Origin of the sequence: Vibrio algicola, assembly GCF_009601765.2 — a bacterium.
GTDB lineage: Bacteria > Pseudomonadota > Gammaproteobacteria > Enterobacterales > Vibrionaceae > Vibrio > Vibrio algicola.
The window spans coordinates 128,805-151,753 of record NZ_CP045699.1 but is presented as its reverse complement, the minus strand read 5'-3'; the positions used below and the strand labels follow the sequence as shown (position 1 = coordinate 151,753).

Annotated in this window: 20 protein-coding genes; 16 read left to right on the top strand and 4 right to left on the bottom strand. The window is 44.8% G+C overall.

What is annotated here, in order from left to right:
* The 7 genes from GFB47_RS00700 to accC all read left to right on the top strand — a co-directional run bounded on the left by GFB47_RS00700 (position 1) and on the right by accC (position 9,539).
* On the top strand, positions 1-1,953 hold the full coding sequence (locus GFB47_RS00700) for a MacB family efflux pump subunit (RefSeq protein ID WP_153445740.1): 1,953 nt from the start codon (positions 1-3) through the stop codon (positions 1,951-1,953).
* 224 nt (positions 1,954-2,177) lie between these two features.
* Positions 2,178-3,971 carry a DUF294 nucleotidyltransferase-like domain-containing protein gene (locus GFB47_RS00695; protein ID WP_153445739.1) on the top strand — a complete coding sequence of 598 codons (1,794 nt, stop codon included), beginning with the start codon at positions 2,178-2,180 and terminating at the stop codon, positions 3,969-3,971.
* A 9-nt stretch (positions 3,972-3,980) separates the two neighbouring features.
* Complete coding sequence (locus GFB47_RS00690; protein ID WP_153445737.1) at positions 3,981-4,622, top strand: 3'-5' exonuclease; 642 nt, start codon at positions 3,981-3,983, stop codon at positions 4,620-4,622.
* Between the two features lie 182 nt (positions 4,623-4,804).
* Entirely contained in the window at positions 4,805-6,751 is a 1,947-nt protein-coding gene (acs, locus tag GFB47_RS00685; protein WP_153445735.1) for an acetate--CoA ligase, read from the top strand.
* A 373-nt stretch (positions 6,752-7,124) separates the two neighbouring features.
* Positions 7,125-7,574, top strand: coding sequence for a type II 3-dehydroquinate dehydratase (gene aroQ, locus GFB47_RS00680; protein WP_153448093.1), 450 nt, complete (start codon positions 7,125-7,127; stop codon positions 7,572-7,574).
* A 133-nt stretch (positions 7,575-7,707) separates the two neighbouring features.
* Positions 7,708-8,169 carry an acetyl-CoA carboxylase biotin carboxyl carrier protein gene (accB, locus tag GFB47_RS00675; RefSeq protein WP_153445734.1) on the top strand — a complete coding sequence of 154 codons (462 nt, stop codon included), beginning with the start codon at positions 7,708-7,710 and terminating at the stop codon, positions 8,167-8,169.
* A 26-nt stretch (positions 8,170-8,195) separates the two neighbouring features.
* The gene (accC, locus tag GFB47_RS00670) at positions 8,196-9,539 is read left to right on the top strand and encodes an acetyl-CoA carboxylase biotin carboxylase subunit (protein ID WP_153445732.1); all 1,344 of its coding nucleotides are present in this window, start codon (positions 8,196-8,198) and stop codon (positions 9,537-9,539) included.
* A gap of 13 nt (positions 9,540-9,552) precedes the next feature.
* On the opposite strand, the gene GFB47_RS00665 is transcribed toward accC, so the two are convergent.
* On the bottom strand, positions 9,553-9,801 hold the full coding sequence (locus tag GFB47_RS00665; protein WP_153445730.1) for a hypothetical protein: 249 nt from the start codon (positions 9,799-9,801) through the stop codon (positions 9,553-9,555).
* On the opposite strand from GFB47_RS00665, the gene GFB47_RS00660 reads away from it, so the two are divergent.
* The 5 genes from GFB47_RS00660 (at position 9,792) to fis (ending at position 14,385) form a co-directional block, all read left to right on the top strand.
* Positions 9,792-10,106, top strand: a complete 315-nt coding sequence (locus GFB47_RS00660) for a YhdT family protein (RefSeq protein ID WP_153445728.1) — start codon at positions 9,792-9,794, stop codon at positions 10,104-10,106. The two genes, GFB47_RS00665 and GFB47_RS00660, sit on opposite strands and share 10 nt — an antisense overlap.
* A complete protein-coding gene (gene panF, locus GFB47_RS00655; protein WP_153445727.1) occupies positions 10,099-11,580 on the top strand; it encodes a sodium/pantothenate symporter in 1,482 nt (493 codons plus the stop codon). The genes GFB47_RS00660 and panF overlap by 8 nt, the downstream gene beginning before the upstream one ends.
* A gap of 278 nt (positions 11,581-11,858) precedes the next feature.
* On the top strand, positions 11,859-12,749 hold the full coding sequence (prmA, locus tag GFB47_RS00650) for a 50S ribosomal protein L11 methyltransferase (RefSeq protein WP_153445725.1): 891 nt from the start codon (positions 11,859-11,861) through the stop codon (positions 12,747-12,749).
* 219 nt (positions 12,750-12,968) lie between these two features.
* A complete protein-coding gene (gene dusB / locus GFB47_RS00645; protein WP_153445723.1) occupies positions 12,969-13,937 on the top strand; it encodes a tRNA dihydrouridine synthase DusB in 969 nt (322 codons plus the stop codon).
* Positions 13,938-14,088: 151 nt separating this feature from the next.
* Entirely contained in the window at positions 14,089-14,385 is a 297-nt protein-coding gene (gene fis / locus GFB47_RS00640) for a DNA-binding transcriptional regulator Fis (RefSeq protein ID WP_017026575.1), read from the top strand.
* 76 nt (positions 14,386-14,461) lie between these two features.
* Here fis and GFB47_RS00635 read toward each other — a convergent pair whose 3' ends face one another.
* The 3 genes from GFB47_RS00635 to malX all read right to left on the bottom strand — a co-directional run bounded on the left by GFB47_RS00635 (position 14,462) and on the right by malX (position 17,644).
* Positions 14,462-14,644, bottom strand: a complete 183-nt coding sequence (locus GFB47_RS00635; RefSeq protein WP_153445721.1) for a hypothetical protein — start codon at positions 14,642-14,644, stop codon at positions 14,462-14,464.
* Between the two features lie 40 nt (positions 14,645-14,684).
* Complete coding sequence (locus tag GFB47_RS00630; RefSeq protein WP_153445719.1) at positions 14,685-15,857, bottom strand: MalY/PatB family protein; 1,173 nt, start codon at positions 15,855-15,857, stop codon at positions 14,685-14,687.
* A 212-nt stretch (positions 15,858-16,069) separates the two neighbouring features.
* Positions 16,070-17,644: a maltose/glucose-specific PTS transporter subunit IIBC gene (gene malX / locus GFB47_RS00625; RefSeq protein WP_153445717.1), complete on the bottom strand. Its 1,575-nt coding sequence runs from the start codon at positions 17,642-17,644 to the stop codon at positions 16,070-16,072.
* A gap of 281 nt (positions 17,645-17,925) precedes the next feature.
* On the opposite strand from malX, the gene malI reads away from it, so the two are divergent.
* The 4 genes from malI to purD all read left to right on the top strand — a co-directional run bounded on the left by malI (position 17,926) and on the right by purD (position 22,790).
* A complete protein-coding gene (gene malI, locus GFB47_RS00620) occupies positions 17,926-18,948 on the top strand; it encodes a Mal regulon transcriptional regulator MalI (RefSeq protein WP_153445716.1) in 1,023 nt (340 codons plus the stop codon).
* Positions 18,949-19,016: 68 nt separating this feature from the next.
* A complete protein-coding gene (locus GFB47_RS00615) occupies positions 19,017-19,199 on the top strand; it encodes a hypothetical protein (protein WP_153445715.1) in 183 nt (60 codons plus the stop codon).
* Between the two features lie 277 nt (positions 19,200-19,476).
* On the top strand, positions 19,477-21,069 hold the full coding sequence (gene purH / locus GFB47_RS00610; protein WP_153445714.1) for a bifunctional phosphoribosylaminoimidazolecarboxamide formyltransferase/IMP cyclohydrolase: 1,593 nt from the start codon (positions 19,477-19,479) through the stop codon (positions 21,067-21,069).
* Positions 21,070-21,494: 425 nt separating this feature from the next.
* Positions 21,495-22,790 carry a phosphoribosylamine--glycine ligase gene (gene purD / locus GFB47_RS00605; RefSeq protein ID WP_153445712.1) on the top strand — a complete coding sequence of 432 codons (1,296 nt, stop codon included), beginning with the start codon at positions 21,495-21,497 and terminating at the stop codon, positions 22,788-22,790.
* The last annotated feature ends 159 nt before the right edge of the window (positions 22,791-22,949 follow it).

Genomic DNA, 22,949 nt, shown 5'->3' with positions numbered 1-22,949 from the left:
ATGACTAACGCGTTATTGCATATTTCCGACGTTTCTCGCTGCTTTGCCGCCGGAGATCAAGATCTTACCGTACTCAAAAATGTTGATTTAGAAATTCAACGCGGTGAAATGGTCGCGATTGTCGGAGCTTCAGGCTCGGGCAAGTCGACCTTAATGAACATTCTCGGCTGCTTGGATAAACCGTCGAAAGGGCAATACTTTATTGATGGGCAAGACACTTCTCAAATGGAGGCCGATGAACTTGCATCTTTGCGCCGCGAACATTTTGGTTTTATTTTTCAACGTTATCATTTATTAGGCGATCTCGATGCGATTGCCAACGTTGAAGTTCCGGCTATTTACGCTGGTAAAGATCGTCATTCTCGCCAACAACGCGCCAAAGATTTACTCATTCGTTTAGGATTAGGCACTCGACTGGATCATAAACCGAGCCAACTCAGTGGTGGTCAACAACAACGAGTCAGTGTTGCGCGCGCCTTAATGAATGGTGGCGATGTAATTTTAGCTGATGAACCTACGGGCGCATTAGACAGTCACAGCGGCAAAGAAATGATGCAATTGTTACAAGAACTTCATCACGATGGGCACACCATTATTTTGGTTACTCACGATATGGATGTCGCGCAATTTGCCGATCGTATTATTGAACTAAAAGATGGTGTGATCATTCAAGATTACATCAATAAACAACAACGACAGATAGAACAAAAGCAGTTAGAACCCAAAGTCGCTGCTAATAAAAATCGTTTTGTCACCATGCTTGATCGCATAAATGAAGCACTCAAAATGGCATTAATTGCGATGTCGAGCCACCGTTTACGTACCTTTTTAACCATGCTCGGGATTATTATTGGTATTGCTTCGGTGGTATCTGTGGTGGCATTAGGCTCCGGCACTCAACAACAAATTTTGCAAAATATTTCCTCGTTAGGTACCAACACTATTGATGTTCGACCCGGCAAAGGCTTTGGCGACAGACGATCTGGCCGAGTGCGCACCTTAACTGCATCCGATGCCAAAGCGCTAGAAAACTTACCTTTTATTGATAGTGTCACTCCAAGCGTGAGTACCTCGGTCACCATTCGTGCTGGAAATCAAGCCGTCACCGGCAATGTACAAGGAGTCGGCCCAGCCTATTTTAGAGTCTATGATTATCAACTCGATCAAGGGCAATTTTGGGATGAAGACAGCGTCAAAACACTGGCCCAAGAAGCAGTGATCGATAGTAATACCAGCCAAGAACTGTTTGATGGTACAGACCCAATTGGCAAAGTAATTTTCTTAGGTCGATTGCCAGTCCGCATCATTGGTGTGACTCAGCCGAAAGATCAAGCTTTTGGTCTTAGTGATACGTTAAATGTCTGGGTGCCCTACACCACCGTCTCTGGACGCATGTTAGGACAAACTTACTTAAGCAGCATCAGCATTCGACTCAATCAAGACGTCGCCAGTGATGCGGCGGAACAAAGTATTATTTCATTATTAGCACTTCGCCATGGAACGCAGGATTTTTTCACCATAAACACCGATACCATTCGACAAAATATAGAGAAAACCACCTCGACCATGACGTTATTGATTTCAGCTATTGCAGTGATCTCATTGATCGTCGGCGGCATTGGAGTGATGAATATCATGTTGGTATCCGTCACAGAGCGAACTCGGGAGATCGGGGTACGCATGGCGGTCGGTGCTCGGCAAAATGACATCTTGCGGCAGTTTTTAATTGAAGCCGTTTTGGTGTGTTTATGCGGTGGTGTACTCGGGATTGGCTTGGCTTATTTAATTGGTTTTGCTTTGCAGTCTAGTGGCGTGGGTTTCCAAATGATCTATTCGACCAACTCAATTATTGCCGCTTTCTTATGCTCAACGTTGATCGGAGTCTTATTCGGGTTCTTGCCAGCACAAAATGCAGCCAAGCTCGATCCAATTGATGCTTTAGCAAGGGATTAAAATAAGCTTATAGACCAAAGTCGTCTAGCCATAAACGGGCTTTTTCGCCACACTCAGCATAAACCGGCTTGCTAACTAAAATTTTATTCCTAGATAGAATACTCAAAGTAATTGGAGTTTCAGCAAGGCGGCAAGTAAATGAAGCCCCATGAGTTTAGTTCACCTAAACGATTGGGGTGAATGAACGCAGCCAACGAAGCTGTAGCTTCAATTAAGAAGAGTATATGCCCGATAAATTCAATATGACGCTGACCCCATTCGATCGCTTAACCCAGCGTGAGCAAACCCACTTGCGTCAAAATTTGGATGTGGCTTATTTCCGCGAATATGAAACGATTTTAGCGCCGAACCAACCTTGTGACACACTGCATATCGTCATCAAAGGAGCGGTAGAAGAAACCGACGCTCAAGGGAAAGAGGTATTTGCCCATTACACCCCTGATGATCTATTTGATGTTAGAGCGCAACTGGATGGCAAAACCAAACATCGTTATGTGGCATTAGAAGATACGCTGTGTTATTTATTACCTCACGCAGTCTTTCAGGAGTTTTATCAAAAAAATTCCGATTTTTCAGCTTATTTTGATAGCAACTTAGCCAAGCGCCAATCTTTGTTAGACAGTGCTCATCAGCAACAAAACCTAGCGGAATTTATTCTCACCAAAGTCGATAGTCAGATTTACCAAGCGCCATTGATCTTCCCACCTCACGCCTCTTTGCAACAGGTGACCCTAGAGATGCAGCAGCAAAATTGTGATGCGGCATTAATTGAGCTTGCCCCTGACGATTACGCCATTATTACTCGTACCGATTTATTACATGCCATTGCGCTTAAAGGGCATGCTTTAAGCTCCGAAGTTAGCCCCATTGCCACTTACCCTGTACATGATATTGAACAGGATGAATATCTGTTTGATGCGATGATCCGCATGACTCGCCACCGTTGTAAGCGTTTGATGGTCAAGTGCGGCAGCAAAGCAGTCGGCATGCTCGATCTCACTCAAGTGCTTTCTGCCTTTTCAACCCACTCACATGTATTAAGCTTGCGTATTGCCAACGCCACCAGCATTGAAGAGTTGGCATTGGCGGCGCATCAACAACGTGAACTGGTGAATAATTTACATAAAAACGGCATTCGCACTGTGTTTATGATGGAATTAATTTCCGCTCTTAATGAACATATTATTGAAAAAGCCTTTGAACTGATTGTGCCAAAACACCTACATGATCATTGTTGTTTGTTGGTATTAGGCTCCGAAGGTCGCGGCGAACAAATCCTGAAAACCGATCAAGACAATGCGTTAATTATTAAAGATGGCCTGCACTGGCACCAATTTGCGCCATTGATGGAAACCTTCAGCCAAACTTTGCAGCAACTAGGCTATCCATTGTGTAAGGGTAAAGTGATGGTCAGCAACCCTGATTGGGTTAAATCTCAATTGGAATGGAAGCAAAGTTTATCTTTATGGGCCGATCACAATACCGCACGTTCGGTCATGTCTTTGGCAATTATAGCGGACGCCTTAGCGGTTGCCGGCAATCGTCAGTTACTTACACCCATCAAGCACCACTTACAACACATCATGCAGCAACAACCGTTATTGTTAATGGAATTTGCCCGCCCCGCACTCGGCTTTGCGGTGCCTTTAACCTTGTTCGGTCAGGTCAAACAAAACAAACAAGGGCTCGATATAAAACAAGGAGGGATTTTCCCAATAGTGCATGGCATTCGTACCTTGGCACTCGAACATGGCATTACAGCCACCAACACCTTTGCACGCTTAACGCAACTGCAACAAAAAGGCGTTTTAGCTGAGCTGACCAAAGACAATTTATCCGAAGCCTTAAAACTATTTATTAAGTGGCGACTCACCCAACAACTGCAACTCAATCATCATCACAATATTTTAGACACCAAACAACTGAACCGTACCGAGCGAGACTTACTGCGCCACAGTTTGCATGCGGTTAAAAAATTCAAACAATGGCTCGGTTATCACTATCAGATCCGTGATTAAGGAGACGTCGTGAACGCATTACAACGGCTATATTGGCTCTATCGGCTGAAAGGATCTGAATACCAATATCTTTTCCGACCTCAACATCCCAGCAGCACAGCCTTAAAGGAATACATTTCGCTCGACTGTGAAACCACCAGTTTAAATCCGGATCAAGCAGAGTTGGTGACGATCGCCGCCACTAAGATCATCGACAACAAGATCATCACTAGCCAGCCGTTTCATATTCGCCTTAAAGCGCCGCAATCTCTCGATCAAGGTTCGATAAAGATCCATCATTTACGTCACCATGATCTAAATAATGGCTATGATGAAATTGATGGCATTAAAGCCCTACTCGCCTTTATCGGCAATCGTCCTTTGGTTGGCTATCATATTCGCTACGACAAGGCGATTTTAGACCGCGCGTGTAAAAAGCACTTAGGTTTTCCATTGCCCAATACATTAATCGAAGTCAGCCATTTATATCATCAACGTTTGGAGCGATTATTACCCAATGCCTATTTTGATTTAAGCTTAGATACCATTTGTCGCCACCTCGATTTGCCGTTGCAACAACGCCATGATGCATTGCAAGATACCATCACTGCGGCGCTGATTTATGTACGTCTGACTCACGGTTCTCAACCCAGCCCTTTTGTTGCTCATTAACAAAGTTCGTTAAATATCCGCCTGATCTCGATTTATTTAGTGTGATTCCCACCATAAAAAAACCAATAAATTCAATTTCTAATCCTAAAGTCTAATTGTCGAAAGGTGAGGATAAGCAGAAAGTTAACCCATAGAAAAAAGAAACCACTTAATAGCAGTCTGACTCATCCAAGGAGAGAACCATGAGTGAAGTACATATTCATCCGGTCAAAGACAATATCCAAAAGACCACTCACGCAGATAGCGACACTTACTTATCTATGTACCAAGAGTCAGTCAATGACCCACAAGGCTTTTGGGGCAAGCATGGCAAAATTCTAGATTGGATCGAACCCTTCACTCAAGTGAAAAGCACCTCATTCGAGCCGGGAAATGTTGGGATAAAATGGTTTGAAGATGGCAAACTCAATGTCTCGGCGAACTGTATTGATCGTCATTTAGCCGAACGCGGCGATGAAGTAGCCATTATTTGGGAAGGCGATGATCCCAATGATGATGAGCTGATCACCTTTAATCAACTGCATGACAAAGTGTGTCGTTTTTCCAATGTATTAAAAGCCCAAGGCGTAAAGAAAGGCGACGTAGTTTGTCTGTATATGCCAATGGTGCCAGAAGCGGCCGTCGCAATGCTGGCTTGTACGCGTATTGGCGCCATTCATACCGTGGTATTTGGTGGCTTCTCTCCTGAAGCGCTTTCGGGTCGTATTATTGACTCAAACTCTCAAGTGGTGATCACCGCCGATGAAGGCGTTCGTGGTGGCCGCGCGGTGCCACTTAAAGCCAACGTAGATGCGGCATTAAACAATCCTGATACTAATGTGCGTAGTGTGGTGGTATTTAAACGCACCGGTGGCGAAGTTGAATGGAATAGCGAGCGTGACGTTTGGTGGCATGAAGCAACCGAACAAGCCTCGCCAGTATGCGAACCTGAAGCGATGAACGCAGAAGATCCGCTATTTATTCTTTACACTTCAGGCTCAACGGGCAAACCCAAAGGGGTATTACACACCACTGGCGGCTATCTTGTGTATGCCACTATGACTTTTAAATATGTATTTGATTACCAAGAAGGCGAAGTGTTCTGGTGTACTGCCGATGTCGGTTGGATCACCGGTCATACTTACTTAGTCTACGGCCCACTAGCCAATGGTGCTAAAACCATTTTATTTGAAGGGGTGCCAAACTACCCACACACCAGTCGCATGAGCGAAGTGGTCGATAAGCATCAAGTGAATATTCTTTACACCGCTCCTACTGCCATTCGCGCTTTAATGGCAAAAGGCGATGAAGCGATTAAAGGCACCGATCGTTCAAGTTTACGTATTATGGGTTCGGTGGGTGAACCGATTAATCCAGAAGCGTGGGAGTGGTACTACAAAACCATTGGTGATGAGCGCTGCCCTATTGTCGATACTTGGTGGCAAACCGAAACCGGTGGGGTATTAATTTCACCACTACCAGGTGCCACCGATCTAAAACCAGGTTCAGCGACGCGACCATTCTTTGGCGTGCAACCGGCATTGGTGGATAACGAAGGCAATATTATTGAAGGTGCAGCCGAAGGTAACTTGGTGATCACCGATTCATGGCCGGGACAAATGCGTACCATTTATGGCGATCATGAGCGTTTTGAGCAAACTTACTTCTCGACCTTTAAAGGCATGTACACCACAGGTGATGGTGCTCGTCGTGATGAAGATGGTTATTATTGGATCACTGGCCGTGTCGATGATGTACTTAACGTCTCTGGTCACCGAATGGGGACCGCTGAAATTGAATCGGCATTAGTGGCGTTTGATAAAATTGCTGAAGCGGCAATAGTTGGTGTTCCCCACGACATTAAAGGCCAAGCCATATACGCTTATATCACCTTAAATGATGGCGAGTTCCCATCGGCTGAATTGCATAAGGAAGTCAAAGATTGGGTACGAAAAGAGATTGGTCCAATCGCCACGCCCGATGTATTGCACTGGACCGATTCATTACCAAAAACGCGTTCCGGTAAAATTATGCGTCGAATTCTGCGTAAAATTGCCACCGGCGACACCGGTAACTTAGGTGACACCTCGACTCTAGCCGACCCAAGTGTGGTGGATAAACTTATCGAAGAGCAAGCGAAATTGGTGTAATTCCCCTATTTCCATCGATTTGTTAATATCATTTAAATCGGACTACTTAACGGTAGTCTGATTTTTTTTGTCCAATCAAAGATCATTAATAATTTTGAACATTGGTCGATTATCCCGCTAAAACCCTCACATCATGACCTTAGGAAGCCGCTCAAAATCGCAAACAAATTACTCATAAACCAATCAACCTACGCGCAAAAAACAAACAAAATAAGTGATTAGACCAGTATTTTGCTGCGATTTGCTGTGATTTCGCTATAATCGGGCAAATTAATTGGTGCAGTCTCGGTTTTTTTTGCTATCTTAGTTAGCAATGTATCAATTTTATGACAAGATGCATTTTACATTCACTTTGATGGATATTAGCTTCATGATGGCAGCAAACTTGCGAGTTCTGGTCTTAAATGGCCCAAATCTAAATTTATTAGGCTTACGTGAACCCGCTCATTATGGTTCGCACACTTTAGCCGATATTGTTTCGGATCTAGAAACCCAAGCTCAAGAACTGAACATTGAACTGTCTCATCTGCAATCAAATCGTGAGTACGAATTGATTGAAGCGATCCATGCCGCGCATAGCACCATTGATTTTATTATTATCAATCCAGCAGCTTTCACTCATACCAGCGTGGCGCTACGTGATGCCCTACTTGGGGTCAACATCCCGTTTATCGAAGTGCACTTATCAAATGTGCACGCTCGAGAACCTTTCCGCCATCACTCTTACCTGTCCGATAAAGCGGTCGGGGTAATTTGTGGTTTAGGCGCTCAAGGTTATCAATTTGCATTATCGGCGGCTTATCAGGCACTGACACAGAAATAATCACATCCGGTATTGAGTACATAACTCACTATCGATGGCTATTAGTCTCAGTCCTATTGCGGTCAATATCATTACTTCGGTTGGTCATAACGCCAACTATAAACTGAACAATTAAACACATAGAGAATTTATTATGGACATTCGCAAAATCAAAAAGTTAATCGAGCTAGTTGAAGAATCTGGCATCGCGGAACTTGAAATCTCTGAAGGTGAAGAATCAGTACGAATCAATCGTTACAGCGCACAAGCCGCTCCTGCTGCGCCTGTTCAATATGCACAAGCGCCAGCACCGGTTGCAACGCCTGCCCCTGCGGCACCAGTTGCGGTTATCGCTGAAGCGCCTGTAGCGCCAGTTGAAACCGGTCATAAAGTACTCTCACCAATGGTCGGTACTTTCTACCGCTCACCAAGCCCTGAAGCTAAATCTTTCATCGAAATCGGCCAAACGGTAGAAGCGGGTCAAACCATCTGTATCGTTGAAGCAATGAAAATGATGAACCAAATTGAAGCCGACAAATCAGGAGTGATCAAAGCAATCCTAGCCGAAGATGGCCAAGCGATCGAATTTGATCAACCACTTGTTATTATTGAATAGTCGCATCGATTTAAGAGGCAAAATAAATGCTAGATAAATTAGTCATCGCGAACCGAGGTGAAATTGCCCTCCGTATTCTTCGCGCATGTAAAGAATTAGGCATCAAAACCGTTGCTATTCACTCAACCGCTGACCGTGATTTAAAACACGTATTGCTGGCAGATGAAACCATTTGTATTGGTCCAGCTCGCAGCACCGACAGTTACCTCAATGTTCCTCGCATCATTGCGGCGGCAGAAGTGACTGGCGCAGTAGCCATTCACCCAGGCTACGGTTTTCTCTCTGAAAACGCCGACTTTGCTGAGCAAGTTGAACAATCAGGTTTTGTTTTTGTTGGTCCTAAAGCGGAAACCATTCGCTTAATGGGCGACAAAGTATCAGCTATTACCGCAATGAAAAAAGCCGGCGTACCTTGTGTACCGGGTTCTGATGGTCCATTGGACGATGATGATGCTCGTAACCGTGCTTTTGCTAAACGCATTGGTTACCCAGTGATCATCAAAGCCTCTGGTGGCGGCGGTGGTCGTGGTATGCGCGTGGTTCATAAAGATTCTGATCTGGTTGAAGCCATTGCAATGACACGCTCTGAAGCAAAATCGTTCTTCAATAACGATATGGTTTACATGGAGAAATACCTTGAAAACCCACGTCACATTGAAGTTCAAGTATTAGCTGATGGTCAAGGTGGCGCAATCCACTTAGGTGAGCGCGATTGTTCTATGCAACGTCGTCACCAAAAAGTGGTGGAAGAAGCTCCAGCACCAGGTATTACTGAAGAAATGCGTAAATACATTGGTGAGCGCTGTACTCGTGCTTGTATCGAGATCAACTATCGTGGCGCAGGTACTTTTGAATTCCTATATGAAAACGGCGAGTTCTACTTTATTGAAATGAATACCCGTATTCAGGTTGAGCACCCAGTAACCGAAATGGTAACTGGTATTGATTTGATCAAAGAGCAATTGCGTATTGCTGCTGGCCAACCATTATCGTTTACTCAAGATGATATTAAGATCCGTGGCCATGCGATTGAATGTCGTATCAATGCTGAAGATCCGGTTCGCTTCCTACCTTGCCCAGGTAAAATCGACCACTTCCACCCACCTGGTGGCATGGGCGTTCGTTGGGAATCACATGTGTATGCTGGTTATACTGTACCGCCACATTACGATTCAATGATTGGTAAATTGATCACATTCGGTGAAAACCGTGACGTGGCGATTGCTCGTATGAAGAATGCCTTAGGCGAAACCATCATTGATGGCATCAAGACAAACATTCCTCTGCAATTTATCATCATGAACGATGAAAACTTCCAACATGGTGGTGCCAATATTCACTACCTTGAGAAGAAACTTGGAATGCAATAAATAGCGCTGAACTTTAGGCTTTAGTGGTTACAATTAAAGCCTCATAAGAAGCAAAAAAAAGCGAACTCTTTATCGGGTTCGCTTTTTTATTGGCTTCAATCTCACTAGGATCCTTGCTTGCGACAAGTTGTTGAAATGCTCCATCGGCACTTAGGGAAATTAAAGCTCGCCCTTTATTTGTCTTTCTCTTCATTGTTTGTAAAAATAGCCGCCTTTTCCACCCCTCACTTTTGTCATAAAGGTTCTCCAACCATGAAAACACTCTCGGCGCGTTATCAACAAGCGCATAAAGAAGCCAAATGGGCCGTCGGCTTAGCGTTGGCTTATTTTGTTTGGTGGTACCTTTCTGCTTACGGCTTGGCTCCAGCTGCCGATAATATTCAAGCAATGCCAACCCTCTATTTCGGCTTTCCATTATGGTTTTTAATGGCTTGCATCGTCGGCCCTATCGTATTCACTTTATTGTGCGCCGCCATGGTAAAATGGATCTATCAGGATATGTCATTAGAAATAGAGCCTGACCCACAAGCGCAAAGCTCGCCAGCACAAGAAGACCAGCATGAATAATCAAATTCTTATCCCATTAGTCATCTACTTATGCGCGGTATTTGCTTTGGCGTATTGGAGTGGACGCAACACCAATAAACAAGGTTTTTTAAACGAATACTTAATGGGTGGCCGTAGTATGGGAGGCTTTGTGCTTGCCATGACCCTTGCCGCCACTTATGCCAGCGCCAGCTCGTTTATCGGTGGTCCCGGTGCCGCGTATACCATGGGGTTAGGTTGGGTTTTGCTTGCCATGATCCAATTGCCTGCTAGCTGGTTAACGCTAGGCGTATTAGGCAAGAAGTTTGCGATTGAAGCTCGTAAACATAACGCCCTGACTTTGAATGATATGTTGTATGCCCGTTATCAAAACCGAGGAGTGGTGATCTTTGCCTCCTTGGCATTATTACTGGCCTTTTTTGGCACTATGGTAGTGCAGTTTGTTGGTGGTGCTCGCCTACTGCAAACCGTCACCGGATTATCTTACACTCATGGTTTAATGTTGTTTGCCATTACGGTTGGTTTGTACACCACCATTGGCGGTTTTCGCGCGGTGGTAATGACCGACACTTTGCAAGGCATCATGATGCTCATCGGCACCATTGCGCTACTGATTGGCATTGTTCACGCCGGCGGCAGTATCGGCGAAATTGTGACCAAAATGCATCATATCGATCCGGCTTTAGTCACCCCTTACGGACCCAATCATTTTTTAAGTCAGCCCTTTATGCTCAGTTTTTGGATCTTGGTCTGCTTTGGTGTGATTGGTCTGCCTCATGCTGCAGTACGCTGCATGGCCTACAAGGACAGCGCCTCACTGCATAAAGCCATGGTGGTAAGCACGATTATGGTTGCCTTGCTGATGTTTGGCATGCATCTGGCGGGCGCATTTGGCCGCGCCATCGTGCCGGATATTGCCAACCCAGATCAAATCATGCCGACCTTAATGATCACGGTATTACCACCAGTGGTGGCCGGAATTTTCTTAGCCGGTCCCATGGCGGCAATTATGTCGACGATTGATTCACAATTGATCCAAGCCTCGGCCACGTTATTAAAAGATTTGTACATCAACTACATCAATCCATCGATTGCCGAAGGGGAAGCCGCCGAAAAGACCCTACCGAAGCTATCGTTATGGGTCACCGGTATTTTCTCGGCCTTAGTGTTTGTGGCCGCATTAAATCCACCGGATATGATCATCTGGCTTAACTTATTGGCATTCGGCAGTTTACAGTCGGTATTTCTTTGGCCGTTAGTTTTAGGGCTTTACTGGAAAAATGCCTCGGCTACCGGAGCATTTGCTTCTATGCTGACAGGACTCGTCAGTTATATTGCAATGAGTACCTTAAAACCGGATATGGCAGGTGTACACGCCATCGTACCGAGCCTCGCCTTGGGGTTAATCGCCTTTATTATTGGCAGCAAACTCAAGCCAAATGATAAAAATAAAACGACTATTTCAGATAACCAACAGCCACATAAGCTATATTAGCCCGTATAATTGCTTCACGAGTACTAAATAACAGTAACTTAATAATTACAGCTCCATCATTCCGAAATGAAGAACGAGTTATCCGGAATCTCACTTTAAGTTGTATTACTATTTTAAAAGCGAGATCCCGTATCTTCTTCGCTTAGGCTCATGTACGGGATGACGATGTTTTCTATCGTCATACCGGAAACTAGGGACGAATTATCAGGAATGACGGGGCTTATGACCGTTAACACACCCATACAAAGGGTACCACTCAACCAACAAGTGAGTTCATCATGCCTTGGATCCAAATTAAACTTAATGCTACCAAAGCCAACGCAGAAGCGATTGGTGACATGTTAATGGAAGATACTGGCGCACTGTCGGTCACTTTCCTTGACGCTAAAGACACCCCTATTTTTGAGCCACTACCTGGTGAAACACGTTTATGGGGCGAGACTGATATCTTAGCGCTGTACGATGCAGAAATTGACACCCAGTTAGTTCTTAGCCAAATCAAAGCCAGCAATATGCTCGCGGCAGATTTTGCTCATAAAGTAGAACAGATTGAAGATAAAGACTGGGAACGTGAATGGATGGACAACTTCCACCCAATGCAATTTGGTGAGCGTTTATGGATTTGCCCAAGCTGGCGTGATGTACCCGATCCAACCGCTGTTAATGTGATGCTCGATCCGGGCTTGGCATTTGGTACTGGTACTCACCCTACTACTGCCGTCTGTTTAGAATGGCTAGACGGGCTCGACCTTAAAGGCAAAACCGTGATCGACTTTGGTTGTGGTTCTGGCATTTTAGCCATCGCAGCGATTAAACTCGGCGCAGCGAAAGTGATTGGTATTGATATCGATCCACAAGCGATTGTTGCCTCAATTGAAAATGCCAAACGCAATGATGTTGCCGACCAACTTGAACTGTTCCTACCGCAAGACCAACCAGAAGGCTTAATTGCTGATGTAGTGGTAGCAAATATCCTTGCAGGGCCATTACGCGAGCTTTCAGGTGTTATCTCAAGCTTAGTCAAACCAAGTGGTTTCTTGGCCATGTCTGGCATCTTAGATTCACAAGCCGAAGACGTTGCGACCTATTACGCCGAGCAATTCAATTTAGACCCAATTATCTCGCAACAAGAGTGGTGCCGCGTCTCAGGACAAAAAAAGCCTGATTAATTACACAGCGCAAAAGAATTAAAATTCAAATTCGGGGCTAATCGACTGAAAAATAGGCAATTTGCGAAAATATTTGCCAAATGCTCAAATATTAGTCTTTTCACGCCCCGAAAAAATGCGTAAAATGCGCGCCCTTGCTAATAGAACTATATTCGATGTAATTGGCGCTAGAGCATCCACCAGAAGCCCTAGTAAAGAGCAAAGAATAGAGGTGTTGTTTTGAAGATCGGACACTATCAATTACCGAACAACTTAATCGTGGCACCGATGGCTGGTGTAACCGATAGACCGTTTCGTGAATTGTGTCTTCGGTATGGGGCAGGAATGGCCGTCAGTGAAATGATGTCCTCTAACCCCAAAGTTTGGAACACCACCAAATCGCTTCAACGCATGGTACATGAAGGCGAATCGGGCATTCGCAGTGTACAAATTGCAGGAGCCGACCCACAACTAATGGCACAGGCTGCGCAAATTAGTGTTGAAAACGGTGCGCAAATCATCGACATCAACATGGGTTGCCCAGCCAAAAAAGTAAATAAGAAACTCGCAGGCTCCGCGTTACTGCAATACCCAGAGATAATTGAACAAATTCTCACTGCGGTAGTTAAAGCAGTTGATGTCCCCGTGACACTTAAAACGCGCACAGGATGGGACACAGACAATAAGAACTGTGTTGATGTTGCGAAAATGGCCGAACAATGTGGCATACAAGCACTGGCACTCCATGGGAGAACCAAAGCCTGCATGTACAAAGGTGACGCAGAATACGACAGCATTAGAGCGGTCAAACGCGCTATTTCTATCCCTGTTATTGCTAACGGTGATATTGATAGCCCAGAAAAAGCCAAATATGTGCTGGATTACACTGGTGCCGACGCTCTAATGATAGGCAGACCGGCCCAAGGTAAGCCGTGGATTTTTAATCAAATCCAACATTTTTTAACCACGGGAGAACACTTGCCACCGCTTCCAACAGAAGAAGTGCAAGCGATTCTTATTGGTCACGTTCAAGCCCTCCATGAATTTTATGGTGAGTTTCTAGGCCCTCGCATTGCTCGTAAGCATGTGGGTTGGTATCTAAAAGAACATGACCTAGCGGGTGACTTCCGCCGTGCTTTCAATGCCATCGAGGATGCCGATCAGCAACTTGATGTGCTGAGAAATTATTTTTATACCAAGAGTATTTAAACTCTTGCAGCTAGGCGACAAGTGAACGAAGCCCTATGAACATAGCTCGTCTATGTGATTAGGGTGAGTGAATGCCATCAACAACGCTGCAGCTTCAAATACGACGGGTATACGTTGCATTATAACTATCAAAAAAGAGCTAAGACTAATTATGTTCGAACAAAACCTGACTTCAGAACCACTAACAGTTACGACTGTTACATCACAAGACCAAATCACACAGAAACCACTACGTGACTCTGTAAAAGCGTCTTTAAAAAACTATCTTGCGCAATTAAACGGCCAAGACGTGACTGAATTATACGAATTAGTACTAGCAGAAGTTGAGCAACCAATGCTTGATATGGTTATGCAATACACTCGCGGTAACCAAACTCGCGCTGCAAACATGATGGGTATCAACCGCGGTACACTGCGCAAGAAACTTAAGAAATATGGCATGAACTAAGCATTACGCTTAATGAAACCCTAAAAAACCGCATTCATTGGATGCGGTTTTTTTGTCGATGAATATCAATCAAGCTTCACTTTCCCTTCAGCGCCCTTCTCAATAATTCTTGTTGTGCGGCATGTTTTTCAGCTTTAGCTTCACCATCGGTGGTTAACGCCTTTAACTCAGCATCCGGTAGCGTGGTTAAGTAACTAAAATCTTGTTGCTCTGACACGCTATTCAATTTTGCTTTGAGCTTATCCATCCAAGCCATCATATTTTCCTTTACCGCTAGTTTATTGATTACTAATTAACTACTAATAGATTAACTGCTTAATCGCACCTATTAAGGCATTGATTCCAGTTTCGACTTTGCTAAGCGGGCAACCGACATTTAAGCGAATATAACCTTCGCCTTCTTTGCCATAGGTATCGCCACGCATAATGGCAACTTTATAATCCTCGATCAAAATTCGTTGCAGTTCATCCATATCAATATTGAGTGGATTCAAGTCGAGCCACGCCAAATAGGTGCCTTGGGGGACTTGATAATTCAACTGTGGCACTTCAGATTTTAAACGCTCTGCCACATAAGTTAAGTTGCTATGCAGATAGGTTTTGAGTGCGTCCAGCCATTCATCGCCTTGCTGGTAAGCAGAGATATGGGCAATCACTCCTAAAATAGACGGTGATGACAAACCATGCGCCGCTTTTAGTTGAGTAAGGTACGCTTCTCGATTATCCGCATCAGGAATAAACGCATACGCCCCCGTTAAAGCTGGGATATTAAACGATTTAGAACCGGAACTGACCAAGGCCCATTGTGAATCAAGCGCGACTTCAGACCAGGGAATGTAGCGCTCAAATGCCATGTCCATGTGGATGTCATCGGAGATCACTTTAACTTTATGGCGCTGGCAAATATCCGCTATTCGTTTAAGTTCTTTTTTAGTCCACACTCGTCCAGTCGGATTTTGCGGGCTGCATAATAATAATATTTTACATTGTGGTAATGCTACTTGAGCTTCAAACTGCGGCCAATCAATCTCATAGCTGCCATTTACTTTAAGCAATGGACTGGTCAGCATTTGCCGATAGTTAGCCGACAGCATATTGTTAAAGGCATCGTAAGCCGGAGTGTGCACTAACACACCGTCACCCGGTTGACTCCATTGTTGGATAAGTTGCGAAATAATGTAGATCACCGAAGGACCATACACCAAAGCCTCATTGTCTAATTTCGCTTGATAACGCTTCGCAAACCATCCTGTTACTGCCGATTTAAACTCAGCATGATTCCAACGACTGTAGCCGAGTACACCATGTTCCATTCTGGTTTTGACGGCTTGCAACACACAAGGCGCAGTTTCAAAATCCATATCAGAGATAGTAAAAGGCAATAAATCGGCATGACCAAAACGGTCTTCAACATAATCCCATTGAGTGCAAAAAGTGCCGTGGCGATCCACCACTTTGGAAAAATCAAACATACTTACCTCTGAACAAAAAAATCAAAAAGTTAAAACGGTCACTAATAACCATACCAATTAACACCGAGCAATTTGAACATGCCAAAAAGACGCTGTCCCATCCATGACCTTTTACACTTTTCTCTATGCTCAATATTGATCGCTTATAATGTTACTTCTGTAGGAATAGTAAGTCAGAGCTAAAGTATGATTCTAGCTCTGACTTTAGCGGCTTATCCTTTCATCAAAGATTGCATTTCGTTTTTCACCATATGCACTTGCGGACCAATCACCACTTGTAGGTTATTTTCATCAAGCTTCACTACACCCAATGCGCCATTGGCTTTAAGAACGGCATCATTGACTAGGCTCATATCTTCAACCGACATCCGTAGGCGAGTAATACAGTTATCAAGTGATGTGATATTGGCAGTACCACCAAGAGCGGCCAAAATAATGTCGCCTTTATAGCTTAAGGTTTTATCGCCAGACTCTACCACAAACGCCAACTCTTCATTGGTTTCTGCTTCACGACCAGGAGTTTTCAAGTTGAAGCGGGTAATGGCAAAGCGGAACACGCCGTAGTACATCGCAAACCAAACTGCGGCCACTAACGGAACTAAGTACCATTCTGTTTTGGTGCCTTGCAGCACGCCGAAGATCAAGAAGTCGATAATGTTACCGTCGGTATTACCTATAGTGACGCCAAGTAAACCCATCACCATAAAGCCTAAACCGGTCATGATAGCGTGGACAAAGAACAACACTGGAGACACAAACAAGAATAAGAATTCTAGTGGCTCGGTGATACCACCGACAATACACGCCACCACACCTGACAGTAGCAATGCTTTTACTTTGCCGCGATTTTCAGGGCGAGCACAATGGTACATTGCCAATGCCGCGCCAGGCAGCCCCCCTAAGAAGGTTGGCATTTTACCTTGCGATAAGAAAGCGGTGGCTTGTGGATCAAAATGGGTCACCGTTGGGCAAGATAATTGGGCGTAGAAAATATTCAATGCGCCGTTCACTTCATTACCACACACTTGGAAAGTACCGCCCGCTTCGGTAAAGCGAATCAGTGCTACCAGTATATGGTGCAAGCCAAATGGCAATAGTAAGCGCTCACCAGTACCAAATAAGAACGGACCAAATGGACCAGAATGAGAGATGACCGACCCGATACCATTAATCCCCATCGCAAAATATGGCCATACGATAGGAACAATAAGACCAACAATACCTAATACTAAAGCGGTGATGATAGGAACAAAACGCGCGCCGCCAAAGAAAGCCAACGCATCTGGCATCTTATAAGTGTAAAAACGGGCATGCAGTTTCGCCACGATAATACCGACGATCACTGCGCCTAAAATACCAGTATCAATTGATTGAGTACCAATTACCGAACTGACGCTGTAAGCTTTTTCTAATGTTGGATTGCCTAGTACGCCCGCGACCGTTAAGTAGAAGTTGACCGACAAGTTCATGGCAGCAAAACCCACAAAACCGGCAAATGCGGCTACGCCTTTCTCTTCACGCGCAAGACCTAGCGGAATCGCAACCGCAAACATCACTGGCAAGTAAACAAATGCGACTAGACCAATTTTGGTCATCCACATAAAGATTAATTGCAGAACAAAGTTATCAAGGAAAGGCAGGCTCTCTTTTACCGCTGCGCTCGACAAAGAACTGCCGATCCCAAGTAAAATACCCGAGAACGCCAATAGCGCGACCGGCAGCATAAAGGTTTTCCCAAGACTCTGGAAAAACTCCCAAATTGTGGTTTTTTTCTGTGCTTTAGACATGGTTTGTCACCCCTGACAATATTTCAAAAAATAGTTGATAAAACGTTTTATCAAATTAAGCATAAAAAATGCCGATTCGAATCTGATGTTCAATATCAGCACTGCTGTGTGGCTTTAAATCTGTATCTCATTACTATGTGGCGCAGGATAAAACGTTTTATCTATTTTTTTTTCCGCTTTGATCACGGAACTCTGGCTTAAAAACAATCATCATTTGGTTTTGTGATCGAGCTAAAAGAATCGACCTTTTCAGACCAATATTAAAGAATCATTACCCAAGCATGGACATAAAAAAAGCCAAAATAACTGATGTTGCTAAATACGCTGGCGTTTCTGTCTCCACCGTCTCTTTGGTATTAAGCGGTAAAGGCAGAATTTCTGACACGACAATCACCAAGGTCAATCATGCGATTGAAGCGCTCAATTATGTGCGCAACACCGCTGCGGCGAATTTACGTTCTCACCAATCCAATTTAATCGGCTTAGTAGTGCGAGACATCACCGATCCGTTTTATATGGGGATCACCTCTGGCATTAGCGACCAACTCGAACGTCAAGGTTACATGTTGTTTTTAGCTCAATCGGGTAATAGCAAAGAGAAACAATTGCAGTGCATTCAATCGATGATCCAACAAGGTGTCGCGGGTATTATTTTATCTCCGGTTCGCGAAGCAATTAACGCCAGTTTGGATTTGATCCACCAAGCCAATATTCCAGTGATCAGCATTGCGCGCTCCGAAACCGGCGCAGATATTGATTATGTCGGCCCAGATAACACTCTGGCGGCAAAAATGGCGACCGAGCATTTGATCGCCCAAGGTCACCGTCATATTGCGTATGTGGGTGGTGGTGGCGAATCCCTGACTCGCGCCGAACGCATTGGCGGTTATTGCTCGACTTTGATGCAATACGGCTTACCCTTTAAAAATGATTGGATCGTAGAATGCAGCTTAAGCCAAGCATCGGCGGTTGAGGTTACCCATCAATTGCTCAACAAACACCCTAAAATTACCGCTATTTTATGCCATCGCCCAGCCACTGCGATTGGGGCTTTATATGGAGCGCAATTGGCAGGTAAAAGCATAGGACAAGATAACTACATTGGCCAACAAGTGGCTTTATTAGGCTTTGATAATGCACCAGAAACCGAACTCACCCGCCCAGCATTAAGTATGATCCACACCCCAACAGAGGAAATTGGCTATCAAACTGCTAAATTAATGGCTCGAAAACTTACGACACCGCTCGCACCAAGACAAAGTATTCACATAAAACCGTCATTACTGCTAAGAGGCTCCGCTTAACCGCCTTAACAGCAAGTGCATTTAGCGCTATTCTGACTGAATTTCCCTGATAATAAGGATCAGTATTAATGCGCATTAAATTTATATCTTTGTTTTTTATCGTATTGGCATTAGGCGCTTGCTCAAGCAAACAAGAGCAGCAACAAGTCAAAAATGAGACCAAACAAACTGCCACCGACATTGGTCACAACACCCGTGATGCCGCCAAAAGCACAGGGCATTTCTTCCGTGATTTATTCAAAGGTGATTAATCAAGCCAGCTTCAACACTATTGTTATTGCTTAAGTTTAACCATAAAAATAAAAAGCCAAACGATTGCGCGAGCTTTTTGATCAGAAGTTCGTTAGAATGTGCGCCATCAAATCTTGGATTGATATAGCCAACGTTCGCAGTCAAAGGTTGCGAAAAGGTATTTACCAAAGTGGTCCATTTGACGGTGATCGAGCTAGATTCCATTGCAGTCACAAGCATCACTTTGGCAAATATCTTTCTTTGTTTTAAATTCATGATTTAAGGAATATGGAAGCCATGCAAAACGCTCGCCCAATTCGTCGCGCTCTAATCAGCGTTTCTGATAAAACTGGTATTGTTGAATTCGCTCAATCGCTGGTTCAACGTGATGTCGAAATCCTATCCACAGGTGGCACGTTCAAACTATTGCAAGATAGTGGTATCACCGCAACTGAAGTGTCTGATTACACAGGTTTCCCTGAAATGATGGATGGCCGTGTAAAAACCCTACACCCGAAAGTTCACGGTGGTGTATTGGGTCGTCGCGGTACTGACGAAGCCATTATGGAAACCCACGGCATCAAACCGATTGATATCGTAGTGGTGAACCTTTACCCATTTGCTGAAACCGTTGCTAAACAAGGTTGCATGCTAGCGGATGCGGTAGAGAATATCGATATCGGCGGACCCACTATGGTGCGTTCTGCGGCTAAAAACCATAAAGATGTGACTATTGTGGTTAACGCGCACGATTACTCTCGCGTGATCAGTGAAATGGACGCTCACGACAATTCGCTTACTTTAGAAACTCGTTTCGATTTGGCCATTGCCGCGTTTGAGCACACTGCTGCTTACGATGGCATGATCGCGAACTACTTCGGCACTATGGTTCCTTCTTACGGAGACAATAAAGAAGGCGACGACGAAAGCAAATTCCCTCGCACGTTTAATCAACAGTTCGAGAAAAAACAAGATATGCGTTATGGCGAAAACAGCCACCAAGCCGCCGCTTTCTATGTAGAAAAAGCCGCTCAAGAAGCCTCTGTTTCAACTGCACGTCAAATCCAAGGTAAAGCTCTGTCTTACAACAACATCGCTGATACCGATTCTGCGCTTGAGTGTGTGAAAGAATTCAATGAACCTGCTTGTGTGATTGTTAAGCATGCCAACCCTTGTGGTGTGGCGCTAGGTAAGGACATTTTAGAAGCTTACAACCGTGCTTACCAAACTGATCCAACCTCGGCATTTGGCGGCATTATTGCTTTCAACCAAGAACTTGATGCCGCAACGGCTCAAGCGATTGTGGAGCGTCAGTTCGTTGAAGTGATCATTGCGCCAAGCGTTTCTGCTGAAGCGATTAAAATTGTTGAAGCGAAGAAAAACGTTCGTCTACTTGAATGTGGCCAATGGAACAGCAAAACCACTGAATTCGACATCAAACGAGTCAATGGTGGCTTGCTAGTTCAAGACCGTGACCAAGGTATGGTTGGACTTGACGACTTAAAAGTGATGTCGAAACGTCAACCTAGCGCCGAAGAATTAAAAGATGCACTATTTTGCTGGAAAGTGGCGAAGTACGTGAAATCAAACGCGATTGTATACGCGAAAGGTGATATGACTATCGGTGTCGGCGCAGGCCAAATGAGCCGCGTTTATTCCGCTAAAATCGCCGGCATTAAAGCCGCCGATGAAGGTTTAGTGGTTGAAGGTTGTGTGATGGCATCGGATGCGTTCTTCCCATTCCGTGATGGTATCGATGCGGCAGCCGAAGCCGGCATTAAATGCGTGATCCAACCGGGTGGCTCGATGCGTGACCAAGAGATTGTGGATGCAGCCGATGAGCATGGCATGGCGATGATCTTTACTGGGATGCGTCATTTCCGTCACTAATTTAACTCTGCATATTGGGTGCTGTGGCGTTGTTAACGGCTTTCGCTCACCTCGGTCACAGAGCGAGCTATGCTCCCGAGAATGAGCTCAATTGTTGCCTAGCCACAACATCAACTATTTTGAGTAAACTGGATTTTATAATTGGGGGGTAACGGCGTTGACTGCCCTCGCTTACCCTAATCACATAGCGAGCTATGCTCATAGGGATAAGCTCGATTGTCGCCTTGTTAGCACTCCCAATTATTTTGAAAAAAGACTCAATACTATTTTATAAAGTTAGGGTAACAAATACCCTTTAATGATTTTTCATTTTAGAGCAAGCCCTACATTCTAGTTCAAGGAAAGTGCGCGGAGTTTATAAGTATAAATGAGCACACTTGACACAGAAATAGGATGTAGGGCGCAGCTATCAAAGGAAAAAATAAATGAATGTTTTAATTATTGGTGCCGGCGGTCGTGAACATGCGCTAGGCTGGAAAGCGGCACAAAATCCTGACGTAGACAAAGTGTTTATTGCACCGGGTAATGCAGGCACTGCACTTGAGCCAAAATTAGAAAACGTCAACATTGACGTGGAAGACATTGAAGGTTTGGTCGAGTTTGCCCAAAACAACAGCATTGAACTGACCATTGTTGGCCCAGAAGCGCCATTGGTAATTGGTGTGGTGGATGCATTCCGCGCGGCTAAATTACCGATCTTTGGCCCAACCAAAGACGCGGCGCAATTAGAAGGCTCTAAAGCATTCACTAAGGACTTCTTAGCCCGTCATAAGATCCCAACCGGTGATTATGCTAACTTTACTGAAATCGAGCCTGCACTAGCTTATGTGCGCGAAAAAGGCGCTCCGATTGTGGTTAAAGCCGATGGTTTAGCCGCAGGTAAAGGCGTGATTGTTGCCATGACCCTGCAAGAAGCCGAAGATGCCATTCAAGATATGTTGGCTGGCAATGCCTTTGGTGAAGCCGGTAGCCGGGTGGTAATCGAAGAGTTCTTAGATGGCGAAGAAGCGAGCTTTATCGTGATGGTCGATGGTTCAAGCGTACTGCCAATGGCCACCAGCCAAGATCACAAACGAGTTGGCGATAAAGATACCGGTCCAAACACTGGCGGCATGGGGGCTTATTCGCCTGCTCCCGTCGTGACACCTGAAATCCACCAGCGAGTACTGGAAGAAGTGATTTATCCGACCGTTCGCGGCATGGATGCAGAAGGTTACCCTTACACTGGTTTTCTATACGCTGGCCTAATGATCATGGCCGACGGCACACCAAAAGTGATTGAATACAACTGCCGCTTTGGCGATCCAGAAACCCAACCTATCATGATGCGCATGCAATCCGATTTGGTTGAGTTGTGCTTAATGGCGATTGATGAAAAATTGGATCAAGCTGAGTCTCATTGGGATCCACGCGCTTCAATCGGTATTGTATTGGCAGCTGGCGGTTACCCTGCCGATTACGCCAAAGGTGATGTGATTAACTTGCCAACAGCTGACGCGGTCGAAGGAGAGAAAATCTTCCATGCTGGCACCAGCAATAATGAGGCGGGTGAAGTGGTCACCAATGGTGGACGCGTATTGTGTGCCACCGCATTAGGCAACACGGTACTAGAAGCGCAGCAGCGAGCTTATGAGCTAACCAAAACCGTAAGTTGGAATGGTATGTTCCATCGTAACGATATCGGTTACCGCGCAATTGCACGCGAACAGAACGATCAATAGAAACAATCAATAAGAACGTTCAATAAGATCTCTCTTAGAAACGCAAAAGGCGCTGACTTTTGAACTGACCCCCGATAGTTGGACAACCAACATTGGGGGTTATTTATGTCTAAATACATCAGAGAATTGAAACTCTGTTTAGCCCCAGTTTCAGACCAA

Coding starts and splice junctions, on each gene's coding strand:
- GFB47_RS00700 (WP_153445740.1), top strand. CDS start 1: ATGACTAACGCGTTATTGCATATTTCCGACGTTTCTCGCTGCTTTGCC.
- GFB47_RS00695 (WP_153445739.1), top strand. CDS start 2,178: ATGCCCGATAAATTCAATATGACGCTGACCCCATTCGATCGCTTAACC.
- acs (WP_153445735.1), top strand. CDS start 4,805: ATGAGTGAAGTACATATTCATCCGGTCAAAGACAATATCCAAAAGACC.
- aroQ (WP_153448093.1), top strand. CDS start 7,125: ATGGCAGCAAACTTGCGAGTTCTGGTCTTAAATGGCCCAAATCTAAAT.
- accB (WP_153445734.1), top strand. CDS start 7,708: ATGGACATTCGCAAAATCAAAAAGTTAATCGAGCTAGTTGAAGAATCT.
- accC (WP_153445732.1), top strand. CDS start 8,196: ATGCTAGATAAATTAGTCATCGCGAACCGAGGTGAAATTGCCCTCCGT.
- GFB47_RS00660 (WP_153445728.1), top strand. CDS start 9,792: ATGAAAACACTCTCGGCGCGTTATCAACAAGCGCATAAAGAAGCCAAA.
- panF (WP_153445727.1), top strand. CDS start 10,099: ATGAATAATCAAATTCTTATCCCATTAGTCATCTACTTATGCGCGGTA.
- prmA (WP_153445725.1), top strand. CDS start 11,859: ATGCCTTGGATCCAAATTAAACTTAATGCTACCAAAGCCAACGCAGAA.
- fis (WP_017026575.1), top strand. CDS start 14,089: ATGTTCGAACAAAACCTGACTTCAGAACCACTAACAGTTACGACTGTT.
- GFB47_RS00635 (WP_153445721.1), bottom strand. CDS start 14,644: ATGATGGCTTGGATGGATAAGCTCAAAGCAAAATTGAATAGCGTGTCA.
- GFB47_RS00630 (WP_153445719.1), bottom strand. CDS start 15,857: ATGTTTGATTTTTCCAAAGTGGTGGATCGCCACGGCACTTTTTGCACT.
- malX (WP_153445717.1), bottom strand. CDS start 17,644: ATGTCTAAAGCACAGAAAAAAACCACAATTTGGGAGTTTTTCCAGAGT.
- malI (WP_153445716.1), top strand. CDS start 17,926: ATGGACATAAAAAAAGCCAAAATAACTGATGTTGCTAAATACGCTGGC.
- GFB47_RS00615 (WP_153445715.1), top strand. CDS start 19,017: ATGCGCATTAAATTTATATCTTTGTTTTTTATCGTATTGGCATTAGGC.
- purH (WP_153445714.1), top strand. CDS start 19,477: ATGCAAAACGCTCGCCCAATTCGTCGCGCTCTAATCAGCGTTTCTGAT.
- purD (WP_153445712.1), top strand. CDS start 21,495: ATGAATGTTTTAATTATTGGTGCCGGCGGTCGTGAACATGCGCTAGGC.